16 protein-coding genes are annotated in these 15696 nt (G+C 71.1%); 10 read left to right on the forward strand and 6 right to left on the reverse strand.

The genetic code is table 11. The features are described from left to right. The first annotated feature begins 224 nt into the window (after nucleotides 1–224). Nucleotides 225–1706 carry a protein kinase gene (locus tag C8250_RS22845; RefSeq protein ID WP_232484931.1) on the forward strand — a complete coding sequence of 494 codons (1482 nt, stop codon included), beginning with the start codon at nucleotides 225–227 and terminating at the stop codon, nucleotides 1704–1706. 36 nt (nucleotides 1707–1742) lie between these two features. Here the strand turns inward: C8250_RS22845 and C8250_RS22850 are convergent, their stop codons facing one another. The 3 genes from C8250_RS22850 to C8250_RS22860 form a co-directional block, all read right to left on the reverse strand. Beyond that, nucleotides 1743–2777, reverse strand: a complete 1035-nt coding sequence (locus C8250_RS22850; protein WP_244809296.1) for a phosphotransferase — start codon at nucleotides 2775–2777, stop codon at nucleotides 1743–1745. Nucleotides 2778–2792: 15 nt separating this feature from the next. Further along, nucleotides 2793–3218: a pyridoxamine 5'-phosphate oxidase family protein gene (locus C8250_RS22855; RefSeq protein ID WP_138351238.1), complete on the reverse strand. Its 426-nt coding sequence runs from the start codon at nucleotides 3216–3218 to the stop codon at nucleotides 2793–2795. 124 nt (nucleotides 3219–3342) lie between these two features. Further along, nucleotides 3343–4008, reverse strand: coding sequence for a response regulator transcription factor (locus C8250_RS22860; protein ID WP_138351239.1), 666 nt, complete (start codon nucleotides 4006–4008; stop codon nucleotides 3343–3345). 309 nt (nucleotides 4009–4317) lie between these two features. On the opposite strand from C8250_RS22860, the gene pdhA reads away from it, so the two are divergent. The 6 genes from pdhA to C8250_RS22890 all read left to right on the forward strand — a co-directional run bounded on the left by pdhA (nucleotide 4318) and on the right by C8250_RS22890 (nucleotide 10243). Beyond that, nucleotides 4318–5454: a pyruvate dehydrogenase (acetyl-transferring) E1 component subunit alpha gene (pdhA, locus tag C8250_RS22865; protein WP_138351240.1), complete on the forward strand. Its 1137-nt coding sequence runs from the start codon at nucleotides 4318–4320 to the stop codon at nucleotides 5452–5454. Between the two features lie 8 nt (nucleotides 5455–5462). Further along, nucleotides 5463–6437: an alpha-ketoacid dehydrogenase subunit beta gene (locus tag C8250_RS22870; protein ID WP_138351346.1), complete on the forward strand. Its 975-nt coding sequence runs from the start codon at nucleotides 5463–5465 to the stop codon at nucleotides 6435–6437. Between the two features lie 56 nt (nucleotides 6438–6493). Next, nucleotides 6494–7876, forward strand: coding sequence for a dihydrolipoamide acetyltransferase family protein (locus C8250_RS22875; RefSeq protein WP_138351347.1), 1383 nt, complete (start codon nucleotides 6494–6496; stop codon nucleotides 7874–7876). A 140-nt stretch (nucleotides 7877–8016) separates the two neighbouring features. Continuing rightward, entirely contained in the window at nucleotides 8017–8211 is a 195-nt protein-coding gene (locus C8250_RS22880) for a hypothetical protein (protein ID WP_138351241.1), read from the forward strand. Between the two features lie 80 nt (nucleotides 8212–8291). After that, complete coding sequence (locus C8250_RS22885; protein ID WP_138351242.1) at nucleotides 8292–8960, forward strand: GntR family transcriptional regulator; 669 nt, start codon at nucleotides 8292–8294, stop codon at nucleotides 8958–8960. Beyond that, nucleotides 8957–10243, forward strand: a complete 1287-nt coding sequence (locus C8250_RS22890) for an MFS transporter (RefSeq protein WP_138351243.1) — start codon at nucleotides 8957–8959, stop codon at nucleotides 10241–10243. The genes C8250_RS22885 and C8250_RS22890 overlap by 4 nt, the downstream gene beginning before the upstream one ends. A 19-nt stretch (nucleotides 10244–10262) precedes the next feature. Here C8250_RS22890 and C8250_RS22895 read toward each other — a convergent pair whose 3' ends face one another. Beyond that, a complete protein-coding gene (locus C8250_RS22895) occupies nucleotides 10263–11087 on the reverse strand; it encodes a maleylpyruvate isomerase family mycothiol-dependent enzyme (protein WP_138351244.1) in 825 nt (274 codons plus the stop codon). 134 nt (nucleotides 11088–11221) lie between these two features. Here C8250_RS22895 and C8250_RS22900 point away from each other — a divergent pair, with 134 nt between their 5' ends. Continuing rightward, nucleotides 11222–11998, forward strand: coding sequence for a carbon-nitrogen family hydrolase (locus C8250_RS22900; RefSeq protein ID WP_138351245.1), 777 nt, complete (start codon nucleotides 11222–11224; stop codon nucleotides 11996–11998). 133 nt (nucleotides 11999–12131) lie between these two features. Continuing rightward, on the forward strand, nucleotides 12132–12968 hold the full coding sequence (locus tag C8250_RS22905; protein ID WP_138351246.1) for an SGNH/GDSL hydrolase family protein: 837 nt from the start codon (nucleotides 12132–12134) through the stop codon (nucleotides 12966–12968). Between the two features lie 40 nt (nucleotides 12969–13008). Here the strand turns inward: C8250_RS22905 and C8250_RS22910 are convergent, their stop codons facing one another. Then, nucleotides 13009–13503, reverse strand: a complete 495-nt coding sequence (locus C8250_RS22910) for an LURP-one-related family protein (RefSeq protein ID WP_138351247.1) — start codon at nucleotides 13501–13503, stop codon at nucleotides 13009–13011. A gap of 39 nt (nucleotides 13504–13542) precedes the next feature. Between C8250_RS22910 and C8250_RS22915 the strand changes: the two genes are divergently transcribed. Continuing rightward, nucleotides 13543–15390, forward strand: a complete 1848-nt coding sequence (locus tag C8250_RS22915) for an NHL domain-containing thioredoxin family protein (protein ID WP_138351248.1) — start codon at nucleotides 13543–13545, stop codon at nucleotides 15388–15390. 42 nt (nucleotides 15391–15432) lie between these two features. On the opposite strand, the gene C8250_RS22920 is transcribed toward C8250_RS22915, so the two are convergent. Beyond that, nucleotides 15433–15657: a DUF6458 family protein gene (locus C8250_RS22920; RefSeq protein WP_138351249.1), complete on the reverse strand. Its 225-nt coding sequence runs from the start codon at nucleotides 15655–15657 to the stop codon at nucleotides 15433–15435. Nucleotides 15658–15696: the final 39 nt, after the last annotated feature.

Raw genomic sequence — 15696 nt, forward strand, 5'->3', positions numbered from 1 at the left:
GCTTATCGCGCGGGCACGTCAAGTTCGTTGACCATCTCGTCACCTGATGCGCATCGGGCCCATACATGAGCGGCCCGGCACCGTCCCCGGAGACGGTAGCGTGGCCGACCAGAAAACCTGTAAGGCGAGGCACCAAGCGACGGCGAGGACTGATGGTCGACCCCCATGAGACGACCGCAGGAACCGGAGCGTCCGATTCGCCCGAATTGTGGGGCGCGCAAGGGATGGTCGGTGACGGCCGTTACCGGCTGACCTACCGGCTGGGACGCGGCGGAATGGCCGAGGTCTTCGCGGCCGAGGACGTACGGCTGGGCCGGATCGTGGCGATCAAGCTGCTGCGCTCCGATCTGGCGGAGGACCCGGTCTCCAAGGCGCGCTTCACCCGCGAGGCACAGTCGGTCGCCGGGCTGAACCACCATGCCGTGGTCGCGGTGTACGACTCGGGCGAGGACCGCACCCCCACCGGCACGGTCCCCTACATCGTCATGGAGCTGGTCGACGGGCACACCATCCGCGACCTGCTGACCGGCGCCGAGGCGCCGCCCATCGACCAGGCGCTGATCATCATCTCCGGTGTGCTGGAGGCGCTCGCCTACAGCCACCAGCACGGCATCGTGCACCGTGACATCAAGCCGGCCAACGTCATCATCACCAACGCCGGCGCCGTCAAGGTCATGGACTTCGGCATCGCCCGCGCGCTGCACGGCGCGGCCAGCACCATGACGCAGACCGGCATGGTCATGGGCACCCCGCAGTACCTCTCCCCCGAGCAGGCGCTCGGCAAGGCGGTCGACTACCGCTCCGACCTGTACGCGACCGGCTGCATGCTCTACGAGCTGCTGGCGCTGCGGCCGCCCTTCACCGGTGAGACGCCGCTGTCCGTGGTCTACCAGCACGTGCAGGACGAACCGCAGGTGCCGTCCACGGTCAGCGACCGGGTGCCGCCGGAGCTCGACGGTATGGTGCTGCGCGCGCTCGCCAAGCACCCGGACGACCGGTTCCAGAGCGCCGAGGAGATGCGCGGCGTCGTGCAGTACGCGCTGCACATGCTCCAGGAGCAGGGCGGCTGGAACAACGTCTGGGACACCGGCGTCGTGCCGCACTCGGCCCCGGTCACCCCGCCGGCGGGCACCGGCATGGGCTCCGGCCCGACGATCGGGCGGCAGGGCAACAGCACCACGGCGGAGTTCAGCCGGCCGGTGATGCTGGGCGCGTCCGGTGGCGGAGCGGACGAGACGCGCGGCTACCACGAGCCGCAGCACGGTGGCGGCGGCCGGGGCAACAAGTGGCTCAAGCCGGTGCTCTTCGTGCTGGCCGCGGTGCTGGCCGTCTCGATGGGCGTGTACTTCGCCGTCGGGCAGGCGGGGAACAAGAAGGACCCGGGCCAGGACGTGGCGCCGCCGAGCTCACAGAGCTCGCAGGACCAGAGCTCCGCGCCGAGCCAGGACACCTCCACGGATCCGAACCAGGGCGACGGGGGCATCACGCAGCCGCCAACGACGACGCCGTCCCACCGGCCGACGCGCACCACCTCACCGACGCCCACGGAGACGCAGACCGAGACGCAGACGGAGTCTCCGTCCGAGTCCCCGTCCGAGTCCCCCTCGGCGTCGTCCGACCCGCCGACGAAGGACCCGACGACGCCTCAGGGCACCCCGTCGACCGCCCCCGGCGGCAACAACAACGGCAAGCCCGGCACCGGCTGACCGGGCCGCGTTCACCGGCCCCGGCCCCGCGGCCGGTCAGCCGGTGAACGCGTCGCTGACCGCCTCGTACTCGCGGGTCCACCACACCGCGAGCGCGGAGGACGCCGGGAAGAGCGGGTCGGAGCGCCGGTCGCGCTCCTGGTAGCGCCAGCGCAGCATCCAGAAGTCGTTCAGGCGCTCCCACCAGACCCGGTGCACCGCCGCGGCCATCTCCTGGGCGGCCGTCCCGGCCGCGAGCCGGTAGGCGCGCGCGTAGGGCCGCACCTTCGCCAGGTCGAGCTTCCCGTCACCCGGCCGGACGAAGAAGATCGCGGCGGCCCGTACCGCCTCCTCCGCGCGCGGCTGCACGCCGAGCCGGTCCCAGTCGACGATGGCGACGGGTTCGTCCCCGCGGTAGAGCAGGTTCAGCGGGTGGAAGTCGCCGTGCACCCAGCCGGTGGCGGGCCCGTCCGGGGCGGGCGGGCGGCGATGGGCGTGCCGTTCCAGCAGGGTGCGGCGCTCCAGCAGCCGGTGCTCGGCCAGCTCGTCGAAGGTCTCGCGCGGCTCGTGCGCGTGGGCGAGGTCCAGCAGCTCGTCGATGAGCGCGTACGTCCGCCCGGGGTCGGCGCTGGGATGCGCGACCCGGTCCGCCTCCGGCGGGGGCTGTACGCGGGCCAGGCCGGCGTGCACATGGCCGAGGAGAGCGCCGAGGCGCCGGGACTGGGCGGCGGTCAGCTCGGTGCCCTCCCGGTGCCGGCCCTCGACCCACGGGTAGAGCGCGTAGCAGCGCCCGCCGACGACGGCGACGGTCCGGCCCTCGGTGTCGGCGACCGGGGCGGCGACGGGCAGCCCGAGGCCGTCCAGGAGCAGGGTCGCGCGGTGCTGGCGGGCGATGACGGCGGCGTCCGCGGTGTCCGGCGCGACGTAGTGCTTGAGGAAGAACCGGCCGCGGGTGGTCGCCAGCCGGTAGCCGCGGTTCAGCAGTCCCTGGGGGACCGGATGGCAGGCCAGTGGGGTGCCGGCGCCCTCGTAACGGCGCAGCAGTGTGCCGAGCGTGCGCTCAGCGAGCAGCTCCGTCGCCGTGCCCGTCACCCGGGAAATCGTAGATCACGCGGCGTGCAGCTCCGGCCACCCTGCGACACCCTTCACGAACTGGACGTCCACGAACTGCGGGTCGATCCGCAGATGGACCGGATCGAAGGCCTGCTCGTCCACGAACGAGGGAAGCGGTCCGAAGATCTCGTCCGCGCTGTCGGGTGCCGGGATGACGCGGGCGGTGCCGGTGAGGTGCACGGCCCAGATGGAGTCCGTGGCCGTGTTCAGGTTGTCGGCCTGGTAGCCGACGACGGAGCCGTCGCAGGCGCCGTGTATGTCCCAGCCGCGGTGTACGCGGATCAGCACGTGGTCGTCCACCACGACGTGCCGGGCGACGGCGATGTACGGCATGGCGTGGCGCGAGAGGGCCAGGCGTCCGTAGCGGACGGCGGCCACGAGCTCGAGCGTGCGTCGTTCTTGGGGGGGACATCTCTCCACTGTGGCGTTCGGCGGGCGGGACGGGACAGGGGCGGCGGCCCCCGATCGGCAGGGTCCTTGGTCCCTGGCGCCGCGGGGGCGGCTGCGCGGGTCCTGGAGCGCCGGCCGGGCGCCCCGGGCGGCCTCAGCGCTGCTGGTTCTCCTCCGCGTGCATCCTGGCGACGTAGGCGGCCGCCTGGGTCCTGCGCTCCATGCCGAGCTTGGAGAGCAGCGAGGAGACGTAGTTCTTGACCGTCTTCTCCGCGAGGTGCAGCTTCTCGCCGATCTGCCGGTTGGTGTGGCCCTCGCCGATCAGGTCGAGGATCTTCTTCTCCTGCTCGGTCAGGCCGGCGAGCCGGTCGTCGCCCTTGTCCGCGCCGTGCCGCAGCCGCTCCAGCACCCGGGCGGTCGCGACGGGGTCCAGCAGCGACTTCCCGGCGGCGACGTCACGGACGGCGCTGACCAGGTCCGTCCCCCGGATGGCCTTGAGGACGTAACCCGCCGCGCCGGCCATGATCGCGTCGAACAGCGCCTCGTCGTCGGCGAACGAGGTCAGCATCAGGCACGTGATGTGCGGATCGCCGGACCGGACCTCCCGGCAGACCTCGACGCCGCTGCCGTCGGGCAGCCGGACGTCCAGGACCGCGACGTCGGGGCGGGTGGCGGGGATCCGGGTGAGGGCCTCGGCGGCCGTGCCGGCCTCACCGACGATCTGGATATCGGTCTCTATGGAGAGCAGCTCATGGACGCCCCGACGGACCACTTCGTGGTCATCGAGGAGGAAAACGCGGATTTTTCCGTCTTCGATCACGAATCGAGCATCGCACACGATTCGATCTCCAGACCTCTTACGCCATTTCGATCCGCGAGATACCGTTCCTCTGTCCCGGTGGCCTGCGACAACGCCTATTTACTAGGTAATCCAAGCAAAACCGCAGGTAGGACGCCTTCGCGCGATTGCGGATGTAGTAGGTAACGTCTTTCTTGCAGGCCACTTGCCGGGGCACTGTCACGCCTGGCTCGGCCATGCCGCACATACCCCGTGCGCCGCGTCGACACCAGGTGAGCCGCAACTGGCCTCCCGGCGGATCCCGGGGGCCGGACAGACGGAGGAGCGAACGTGAGCGTGAAGAGCACTGCCGCGCGGAGGACTACCCGCGGCGGCGCGAAGCGCCGTGGGGGCGAGCCCGAGCTCGTACAGCTGTTGACCCCCGAGGGCAAGCGCGTCGAGCACAGCGAGTACTCCATCGACCTGACCCCGGACGAGCTGCGTGGCCTGTACCGCGACATGGTGCTGACCCGCCGCTTCGATGCCGAGGCGATCACACTGCAGCGGCAGGGCGAGCTGGGCCTGTGGGCCTCGCTCCTCGGCCAGGAGGCGGCACAGATCGGATCGGGACGGGCCACCCGTCCGGACGACTACGTCTTCCCGACCTACCGTGAACACGGTGTGGCCTGGACCCGCGATGTGGACCCGCTGAACCTGCTGGGCATGTTCCGCGGGGTCAATCACGGTGGATGGGACCCCAACGAGAACAATTTCCACCTGTACACGATCGTCATCGGCTCGCAGACGCTGCACGCGACCGGTTACGCGATGGGTGTCGCCAAGGACGGCGCGGACTCCGCCGTCATCGCCTATTTCGGCGACGGCGCCTCCAGCCAGGGCGATGTCGCGGAGGCCTTCACCTTCGCGGCCGTCTACAACGCCCCCGTGGTGTTCTTCTGCCAGAACAACCAGTGGGCGATCTCCGAGCCGACCGAGAAGCAGAGCCGGGTGCCGATCTACCAGCGCTCGGCCGGTTTCGGCTTCCCGGGCGTCCGGGTCGACGGCAATGACGTGCTGGCCGTGCTGGCCGTCACCAAGGCCGCCCTGGAGCGGGCCCGCACCGGCCAGGGGCCGATGCTCGTGGAGGCGTTCACCTACCGGATGGGCGCGCACACCACGACCGACGACCCCACCCGCTACCGCGCCGACGAGGAGCGCGAGCAGTGGGAGCTGAAGGACCCGATCCTGCGGCTGAAGACGTACCTGGAGGCCGAGGGCTTCGCCGACGAGGCGTACTACGCCTCGATCGACAAGGAGAGCGACGCGCTCGCCAAGCGGGTGCGGGACGGTGTGCGCACCATGCCGAACCCCGACACCATGGCGATCTTCGAGAACGTCTACGCGGACGGGCACGCGCTCGTCGACGAGGAGCGCGCGCAGTTCGCCGAGTACCTCGCGTCGTTCGCCGACGAGACTGAGGGGCACTGACCATGACCATGACCACGTTGACCATGGCCAAGGCCCTCAACGAGGCGCTGCGCCAGTCGCTGGACACCGATCCCAAGGTCCTGCTCATGGGCGAGGACATCGGGAAGCTCGGCGGCGTCTTCCGCATCACCGACGGCCTGCAGAAGGACTTCGGCGAGGAGCGGGTCATCGACACCCCGCTGGCCGAGTCCGGCATCGTCGGTACCGCGATCGGCCTGGCGCTGCGCGGCTACCGGCCGGTCGTCGAGATCCAGTTCGACGGCTTCGTCTTCCCCGCGTACGACCAGATCGTCACGCAGCTCGCCAAGATGCACGCGCGGGCGCTGGGCAAGGTCAAGATGCCCGTCGTCATCCGCATCCCGTACGCGGGCGGCATCGGCGCGGTCGAGCACCACAGCGAGTCCCCGGAGACGCTCTTCGCGCACATCCCGGGCCTGAAGGTGGTCTCGCCGTCCAACCCGCAGGACGCCTACTGGATGCTGCGGCAGTCCATCGACTGCGACGACCCGGTGATCTTCTTCGAGCCGAAGCGCCGTTACTGGGACAAGGGCGAGGTCGACACCGAGGCCATTCCGGGCCCGCTGCACAAGGCCCGGGTGACCCGCACCGGCACGGATCTCACCCTGGCGGCGTACGGTCCCATGGTGAAGGTCTGCATGGAGGCCGCCGCGGCTGCCGCCAAGGAGGGTCGTAGCCTGGAAGTGGTGGACCTGCGGTCCTTGTCGCCGATGGACTTCGACACGATCCAGGCGTCGGTCGAGAAGACCCGCCGGCTGGTGATCGTGCACGAGGCTCCCGTCTTCCTGGGGACCGGCGCGGAGATCGCCGCCCGGATCACCGAGCGGTGCTTCTACCACCTCGAGGCTCCCGTGCTGAGGGTCGGCGGCTTCCACGCCCCGTACCCGCCGGCCCGGCTCGAGGAGGAGTACCTGCCCGGCCTGGACCGCGTACTCGACGCCGTCGACCGCGCGCTGGCGTACTGAGAGGCGAGGAGAGCGTGACTGTGACCGACATTGCGCAGCGCTTCCGCGAGTTCAAGATGCCCGATGTGGGCGAGGGACTCACCGAGGCCGAGATCCTCAAGTGGTACGTCAAGCCGGGTGACACCGTCACCGACGGGCAGGTCGTGTGCGAGGTCGAGACGGCGAAGGCGGCTGTCGAGCTGCCGATCCCGTTCGACGGCGTCGTGCACGAGATCCGTTTCCCCGAGGGGGAGACGGTCGACGTGGGCACCGCCATCATCTCGGTGGACACCACCCCGGGCGCCCCGGACGAGGCTCCGGCCGCCGCCGCGGCCCCGGCCGCGGCCGTGCCGGCCGAAGCGGCACCCGCCGCACCCGCCGAGCCGGCGAAGCGGCAGGCGGTGCTGGTGGGCTACGGCGTCTCCGAGGCGTCGACCGTCCGCCGGGCCCGCAGGACGCCCGGCCCGGTGCCGGCCCAGCCCAAGGGCCGGCCGGCGGCGGAGCTGAACGGCCACGGCGCGACCGGGGCCACCGGCCTCGCCGCTCCCGCCGGGGACCGGCCGCTGGCCAAGCCCCCGGTGCGCAAGCTCGCGAAGGACCTCGGCATCGATCTGAGCTCCGTCGTCCCGAGCGGCCGGGACGGGACCATCACCCGTGAGGACGTGCACGCGGCGCTCGCGCCCGCGCCGGCCGAGCCCGCCGTGGTGGCGGCGCCCGCCGCTGCCGCCGCGAGCCCCGCGGTCGTCGCGGAGCCGGGTGCCCGGGAGATCCGTACGCCGATCAAGGGCGTCCGCAAGGCCACCGCGCAGGCGATGGTCGCGAGCGCCTTCACCGCGCCGCACGTCACGGAGTTCGTGACCTTCGACATCACGCGGACGATGAAGCTGGTCCAGGAGCTCAAGCTGGACCCGGCGTTCGAGGGCCGCAAGGTCAGCCCGCTGCTGCTGGTGGCGAAGGCGCTGCTGGTGGCGATCCGGCGGAACCCCGAGGTGAACGCGACCTGGGACGAGGCCGGCCAGGAGATCGTCCGCAAGGACTATGTGAACCTGGGCATCGCCGCGGCGACCCCGCGCGGGCTGATCGTGCCGAACATCAAGGACGCCGGCGCGAAGACGCTGCCCGAACTGGCCACCGCGCTCGGTGAGCTGGTGGCGACCGCACGCGAGGGCAAGACCTCTCCCGCGCAGATGCAGGGCGGCACGGTGACCATCACCAACGTCGGCGTCTTCGGCGTCGACACCGGAACGCCGATCCTGAACCCGGGGGAGTCCGCGATCCTCGCCTTCGGCGCGGTCAAGGACATGCCCTGGGTACACAAGGGCAAGGTGAAGGTCCGCAAGGTCACCACGCTGGCCCTGTCGTTCGACCACCGGGTGGTCGACGGCGAGCTGGGCTCGAAGGTGCTCGCGGATGTCGCGGCGCTCCTGGAGCAGCCGAAGCGCCTGCTGACCTGGGCGTAGTTCACCGGCGCAGCCGAGCATCACGCGAAAGAGGCCCGGACGTACAAACGTCCGGGCCTCTTTGCCGTGTCCATCCGTCATGAAAAGCCGGATCTGTGGCGATATTAGGGGGAAACCCAGCTTCCGCCCGGAGGGACACCGTGGCCGTATCCGTATCCGCGATCCTGCTGCTCCTGATCATGACGGTCGTCTTCCTGCGCAGCGGATCACTGAAGGTCTCGCACGCACTGGTCTGCGTCTTCCTCGGCTTCTACCTCGCGGGCTCGAGCGTCGCCCCGAGCATCCAGAACGGGCTCACGGCGACGGCCAACGTGGTGAGCAGCCTGCACCCCTGACGGGTCCGCACGGGCCGGCCGGTCCGTATCGCGGACGCGGGTTTCTCGTGGATACGTGATGTATCTATGATGCGTCCATCATGCTTCCCGCCCCCGTGGTGGCCCCCGCCGCCAAGCCGCCGCCCGCCGCCGAGCGGGTCTATGTCCACATCAAACAGGGCGTCCTCGACCGCAGTTACGAGGGCGGCACGCTGCTCACCGAAGGTGATCTCGCCGAGGCCGTCGGGGTGTCCCGTACGCCGGTGCGCGAGGCGCTGCTCCGCCTGGAGGCGGAGGGGCTGATCAAGCTCTATCCGAAGAAGGGCGCGCTCGTCCTGCCGGTCTCCCTGCAGGAGATCGCCGATGTCGTGGAGACCCGGCTGCTCGTCGAGCAGCACGCGGTCGCCCGGCTGGTGCCCGCCGCGCCGCCCGCGCTGCTGGCCCGGCTGGAGGAGCTGCTCGCCGAGCAGCAGGGGCACGCCGACGCGGGTGACCTCGCGGCGTTCGCGGTCGCCGACCGCTGCTTCCACGCCGAGATTGTCCGGGCGGCGGGCAACCGCATCCTCGCCCACCTCTACGACCAGCTGCGCGACCGGCAGTTGCGGATGGGTGTGGCCACGATGCACGCCGAGCCCAGCCGCGTCGCGAAGAACCTGGTGGAGCACGGCGAGATCCTCGCGGCGCTCAGGGACGGTGACGGCGTCCGCGCCGCCGCCCTGGTGCACCGCCATGTCTCGTGGGTGAAGGTCATGGCCCGGGGGGACGCATGAGCATGAACGGCGAACCGCCCGGCGGGCGGCGTGCCGCCACGGTGTGGGGCATCGGCACGCTCGTCTACATGGTCGCCGTGGTGCACCGCACCAGCCTCGGCGTGGCCGGGATCGACGCCGCGGAGCGTTTCCACATCGGGGCGTCCGCGCTCTCCACCTTCTCGATCCTCCAGGTGCTGGTCTACGCGGGGCTGCAGATACCCGTCGGGCTGATGGTCGACCGGCTCGGCACCAAGAAGGTGCTGACCATCGGCATCGTGCTGTTCACCGCCGGCCAGCTCGCGTTCGCGCTGTCGCACTCGTACGGAATGGCCCTCGCCGCCCGCGCGGTGCTCGGCTGCGGTGACGCGATGACGTTCGTCAGCGTGCTGCGGCTCGGCTCCCGCTGGTTCCCGGCCCGCCGGGGCCCGATGATCGCGCAGGCCGCCGCGCTCTTCGGCGTCGCGGGCAATCTGATCAGTACGGTCGCGCTCTCCCGGATCCTGCACTCGGCGGGCTGGACCGCCACGTTCACCGGCACCGCGATCGGCGGCGCGTTCGTCCTCGTCCTGGTGCTGCTGTTCCTCAAGGACCACCCCGACGGCTACGAGCCGGCCCCCGCCGAGCACGCGGGCTTCGGCTATGTGCGCCACCAGATCGTCTCCGCCTGGCGCGAGCCCGGCACTCGGCTCGGGATGTGGGTGCACTTCACGACGCAGTTCTCCGGGATGGTCTTCCTGCTGCTGTGGGGGCTGCCGTACCTGGTGGAGGACCAGGGCATGTCACGCGGGGCGGCGGGGTCGATGCTCACCCTCGTGGTGCTCGCCAACATGGTCTTCGGCACGCTCTTCGGCCAGCTGATCGCCCGTCACCACGGCGCGCGGATGCCGATCACGCTGACCGCGATCGGGGCCAGCACCGTCGCCTGGGCGGCCGTGCTGTCCTGGCCCGGCGGCCACGTCCCGCTGTGGATGCTGATCTGCCTGTGTGTCGCGCTGGGCGCCTGCGGCCCCGCGTCGATGATCGGCTTCGACTTCGCCCGCCCGGCCAACCCGCCGGAGCGCTTCGGCACCGCCTCCGGCATCGTCAACGTCGGCGGCTTCACCGCCTCGATGATCACGCTGCTGGCGATCGGCGTGCTGCTGGACGCGACGGGCGACAACTACCGGATCGCCTGGTGCAGTGTCTTCGTGCTCCAGGCGATCGGCACCTTCCAGATCCTGCGGCTGCGCGGCCGCGCGACCCGGCTGGAGAAGGACCGGATCGCGGTCAGCCGCGTCGAGAGCGTGCACGTGCCGGTGTAGCGGGTGGGAGCGGGACGCTCTACGGGGTGAGGGCGATGTGCGCCAGGATCGCGTTCGCCAGCCCCTGGTCGCCCTCCACCTTCACCCGGTCCGCGACGGCCGCCGGGCGCACCCGCCCGCAGACCAGCCGCAGGAACGTCTCCCAGTCGGTGCTGAAGGTCACGGCGGGGCCCAGGGAGACCGCGGAGTCGATCGTGCCGCGCCCCTCCTGGTCGATCCGGACCGTCCGCATGAACTCCAGCGGGCCGTGGATGTCGAAGACCACCGCGGAACCCGGCTGCGCCCCGGCGTCCTTGGCGATCATCTTCGGCAGCCCGCGGAGCAGGAAGTCCCGCGCGTACACGGCCGCGGGCGACGCCAGGTTCCCCGGGGTGGCCAGCGCGCGCCGCAGATCCTGCTCGTGGACCCAGACGTCGAAGGTCCGCATCCACAGCAGGTGTTCGAGGGTCATCTCCTGGCCCATCGGACCGCGCATGCTCTGCTCGGGCCCGCGCGACTCGTTCCGCAGCTGGCGGGAGCGCCGGATGATCGTGTACTCGAGCTCGGAGGTCATCTCCGGGGCCGTGTGATGGCGCCGGGTGTCCACCGGCACCTCGATGTAGCGGGCGAACTCGCTGGTGATGTGCCGCAGATCACTCGGCAGGGTGTGGATCGGGCGCGGATCCCCGAGCATCTCGCACTCGTAGCCGATGACGTGTGACACGACGTCGCGCACCGACCAGTACGGGCACTCGGTCGGCCGGTTCCATTCACCCTCGACGAGGGGGGCGACCAATTCGTTGATGGATTCTATGGAGTGGGTCCAGGCGTCGATGTACGGCTGGATCTTACTGTGGACGGTCACGGGACCCCTCGACGGATCGATGCGCGGTCGTGGTGGTGTGCGCCTAAGTTACGCTCCGCGCGGGTACCCACGCAGTGCTTTCGAGTGACGATGGTAGGCCCGACTTGACGACCAAACGTATGGGCGGTGGGTGTATGCGCGCTTCTTTGCTGCAGATCGACGTCGACTTGAACGAAACGGTCGCCGACCGGCGGGACCGGGTGGCCGCGCTGGTGCGCGCCCAGGGCGGGACGGATCTGGTCGTACTGCCGGAACTGTGGCCGGTCGGGGCCTTCGCGTCGGACACCTTCGCGGCGGAGGCGGAGCCGCTCGACGGGCCGACGGCCGACGCGATGTCAGCGGCGGCGCGGGACGCGGGAGTCTGGCTGCACGCCGGTTCCATCGTCGAGCGCGACCCTGACGGGCCGCTCTACAACACCTCGCTCGTCTTCGGGCCCGACGGGGAGCTGCGGCACACCTACCGCAAGATCCACCGGTTCGGCTTCGACCAGGGCGAGGCGGCGCTGATGGCGCCCGGCGAGGAGATCGTCACGGTCGCGCTCCCGGACACCGTGCTGGGCCTGGCGACCTGTTACGACCTGCGCTTCCCCGAGCAGTTCCGGCTGCTCGTCGACGCCGGCGCCCAGATGCTGGTCATCCCGGCCGGCTGGCCGGCGAAGCGGCGGGAGCACTGGCGGCTGCTCGCGCGGGCCCGCGCGGTCGAGTCCCAGACCTACGTTCTGGCCTGCGGGACGGCGGGCACTCACGCGGGTGTCGAGCTCGCGGGTCACAGCATGGTCGTCGACCCGTGGGGCGACATCGTCGCCGAGGCCGGCACCGGCGAGGAGATCCTCACCGTCGACCTCGACCCCGCCCTCGTCACGAAGACCCGCCACGACTTCCCGGTACTGCGGGACCGCCGCCTCGGCTGAGCGGGGTCGCTGCGCGCTCGTCGTGGGGGCGGGGCCGCCGCGCGGCGGCCGGGGCGGTGCTTGACTCGCACGCGGCGCGACAACACGATCACGCACAGTAGTGATCGTGTTGTCCAGCGTCAGGAAGCTCTCCGTGTCCCAGACCCTGTCCCGAGCCGCCGCCCTCCTCACCGCCCTCGCGGCGGCCGCCCTGATCGGCGTACCCGCCGCCGGGGCGTCGGCTCCCCCGCCGTCCGTCCGCTACGCCGCTCTCGGCGACTCCGCCGCCTCCGCGCCCGGCGTGCCGGACGAGGCGGACGCGAGCTGTATGCGCTCCACGCACAACTACCCGCACCTGGTGGCCGCGCGCCTCACGTCGGCCGTCCTCACGGACGTCACCTGCGCGGGAGCGGACACCGGCACCCTCGCCTCCGAGGGCCAGTTCGACGCGCTCACCAAGGACACCGGCCTGGTGACGCTCACCATCGGCGGCAACGACGTCGGGTTCACCGGGATCATCGTCAAGTGCAGCGCCCTGGGCCTGCTCGACCCGTCGGGCAAGCCCTGCGCCAACAGCTACGGCAGCGGGCTCGACGACCGGATCAGGGCGGCCGAGCCGAAGGTCGCCGCCGCGCTCCGGACGATCCATCAGCGCTCCCCGGGCGCCCGGGTGCTGCTCGTCGGCTACCTCAACCTCATCCCGGACGACGCCAGGACCTGCCGCCCGCGCGTGCTGTTCACCGGCGGTGACATGGCCTTCCTGAACGATTTCGAGAACAGCCTCAACGCGATGCTGGCCCGTGTCGCCGACGCCGGGGGCGCCGATTTCGTCGACAACCACCCGGCCAGCGCGGACCGTGACATCTGCCGCGACGACGCCACCCGCTGGACCGAGGGCCTCATCCCGACCAACCGGTCGATCCCGTTCCACCCCAACGCCCGGGGCGAGCAGGCGATGGCCGACGCGGTGCTGGCGGCCGCCGCGCGGTAGCCCGGTCGGGGGAGGGCTCAGGCCCTCCCCCTCAGCCGGCTCAGTCGTCCCCGTGCTCCTTGTCGACCATCCGGTCCACGCACACCGCGATGGCGATGAGCATCCCCGCGTCCGCGTCCTCGCGCTCCACATCGATCGCGTACGTGTCCCGCATCCGGAACCACTTCCGGGAGATCCGCGCGAGCCGCTCCCCCTCGTACTCGATGTCGAACTCCTTGTCGACGATGTCCCCGCGGACCTCCAGCTCCTCCCCCGAGGCCAGCTCCGCCCGGAACACGTCCCGCAGCAGCGTCAGCCGCTTCTTCCGGATGGTGACCAGCACGTCCCCGCCGCGCTCCACCGTCATGGTGTCCCGCAGGCTCACCAGCTTCTTCCGGATCACCGCGACCTCGTCCCCCCGGGCGTCCCGCAGCTCCAGCGTCTCCCGGATCCGCAGGACCTTCCCGTCGACGTAGAACGCCCGATCGCCGCGTTCGTCCTCGATCCAGTAGTCGTCACCGATCGCGAACAGCTTCTCCCGCACGAGGTATTTCATGGAGGAATGTCTACCCCGGGCGTGCTGTTGGATGGGGGTATGACTGCACGTGCGCGCGTCCGGGCCCCAGAACTCATCGGCAAGGGCGGCTGGCTCAACACCGGTGATCACCAGCTGACCCTCGCTGACCTGCGAGGACGCATCGTCATTCTGGACTTCTGGACGTTCTGCTGTGTGAACTGCCTGCATGTGCTCGATGAGCTGCGGGAGCTCGAGGAGAAGCACCGGGACACCGTCGTGATCATCGGGGTGCACTCGCCGAAGTTCGTGCACGAGGCGGAGCACCAGGCGGTCGTGGACGCGGTGGAGCGGTACGAGGTGCATCATCCGGTGCTCGACGATCCGGAGCTCGGGACGTGGAAGCAGTACGCGGTACGGGCGTGGCCGACGCTGGTGGTGGTCGACCCCGAGGGGTACGTGGTCGCACAGCACGCGGGTGAGGGGCATGCGCACGCGCTGGAGGCGCTGGTCACGGAGCTGGAGGCGGAGCACGGCGCCAAGGGGACGCTGCGGCGGGGCGACGGGCCCTATGTGGCGCCGGAGCCGGTGGCGACGCATCTGCGGTTCCCGGGGAAGGCGCTGGCGCTCGCCGACGGCGGTTTTCTCGTCTCGGACACGACCCGGCACCAGCTCGTCGAACTGGGCGCGGACGGCGAGACCGTCGTGCGGCGGTTCGGCGACGGGGAGCGCGGGCTGGTGGACGGCGGTCCTGAGGTGGCGCGGTTCAGTGAGCCGCAGGGGCTGGCGCTGCTGCCGGACGGTTCCGTCGTCGTCGCGGACACCGTGAACCACGCGCTGCGGCGGCTGGATCCGGCGACCGGCGGCGTGACGACGCTCGCCGGGACCGGCGGCCAGTGGTGGCAGGGGTTCCCGACGGCGGGGCCGGCCCATGAGGTGGCGCTGTCGTCGCCGTGGGACGTCGCGTGGTTCGCCGGCCGGGTGTGGATCGCGATGGCGGGTGTGCACCAGCTGTGGGCGTACGACCCGGCGACCGGGACCGTCGAGGTGGCGGCCGGTACGACCAACGAGGGGCTGGTCGACGGGCCCGCCGACGAGGCGTGGTTCGCGCAGCCTTCGGGGCTGGCGGCCGCGGGGGACCGTTTGTGGGTCGCGGACTCGGAGACGTCGGCCGTGCGCTGGGTCGAGAGCGACGGTGCCGGCTTCGTGGTGCGGACCGCCGTCGGTACCGGGCTGTTCGACTTCGGGCACCGGGACGGCGCCGCGGAACAGGCGCTGCTGCAGCACCCGTTGGGCGTCACCGCACTGCCCGACGGATCGGTCGCGATCAGCGACACGTACAACAACGCGCTGCGCCGCTTCGACCCGGAGACCGGCGAGGTGACGACGCTCGCGACCGATCTGCGGGAGCCGTCCGACGCGGTGTTGGTGGGCGGGGACGTCATCGTGGTCGAGTCGGCCCGGCACCGGCTCACCCGGCTGAGGCTGCCCGAGGAGGCGGTGCGGGTGGAGTCGGCCGCGCACCGCACGCAGCGGCCGGCGACGGAGGTGGCCGCGGGGCCGTTCCGTCTCGACGTGGTCTTCACCGCGCCCGCCGGACAGAAGCGCGACGAGCGCTACGGCCCCTCGACGCGGCTGCTGGTCAGCTCGACCCCGCCGGAACTCCTGCTGGAGGGCGAGGGGAAGGGCACCGACCTGGGCCGGGACCTGGTGCTGAATCCCGAGGTCGCGGAGGGCGTCCTGCATGTGTCGGCGATGGCCGCCTCGTGCGACGACCCCGATGGGGGCACCTCCCAGTCGGAGACTGGGGGAGAGTACCCGGCCTGCCATATGCACCAGCAGGACTGGGGCGTCCCGGTCCGGCTGGCCGCCGCCGGCGCGGGCCGGCTGGCGCTCGTGCTGGCAGGGATGGACGAGCCGGGCGAGTGAGGGAGTGGCGTCGGCGGGGCCGGAGCACGGCCCCGCCGGTCGTCACTCGTAGTAGCGGCGCTCCTCGACCATCGGCTCCACGCCGCCCCGTACGGTCTGCAGCCGGCGCCGCTTGAAGATGCTCACGTAGGCCGCGACGCCGATCGCCCCGACGGCCATCATGATCAGGCCCACCAGGTCGACATTGACGCCCGACATGTGCCAGTCGGTCGCGAAAGTGAGGATCGCGCCGATCGCGATCAGTGCGATGCAGCCGCCGATGCCCATGATGTCCGCCTCCGTCGTGCGTTGGCCGTTCCGGTCGGT

Origin of the sequence: Streptomyces sp. So13.3, from assembly GCF_005860785.2 — a bacterium.
Taxonomy (GTDB): Bacteria; Actinomycetota; Actinomycetes; order Streptomycetales; family Streptomycetaceae; genus Actinacidiphila; species Actinacidiphila fildesensis.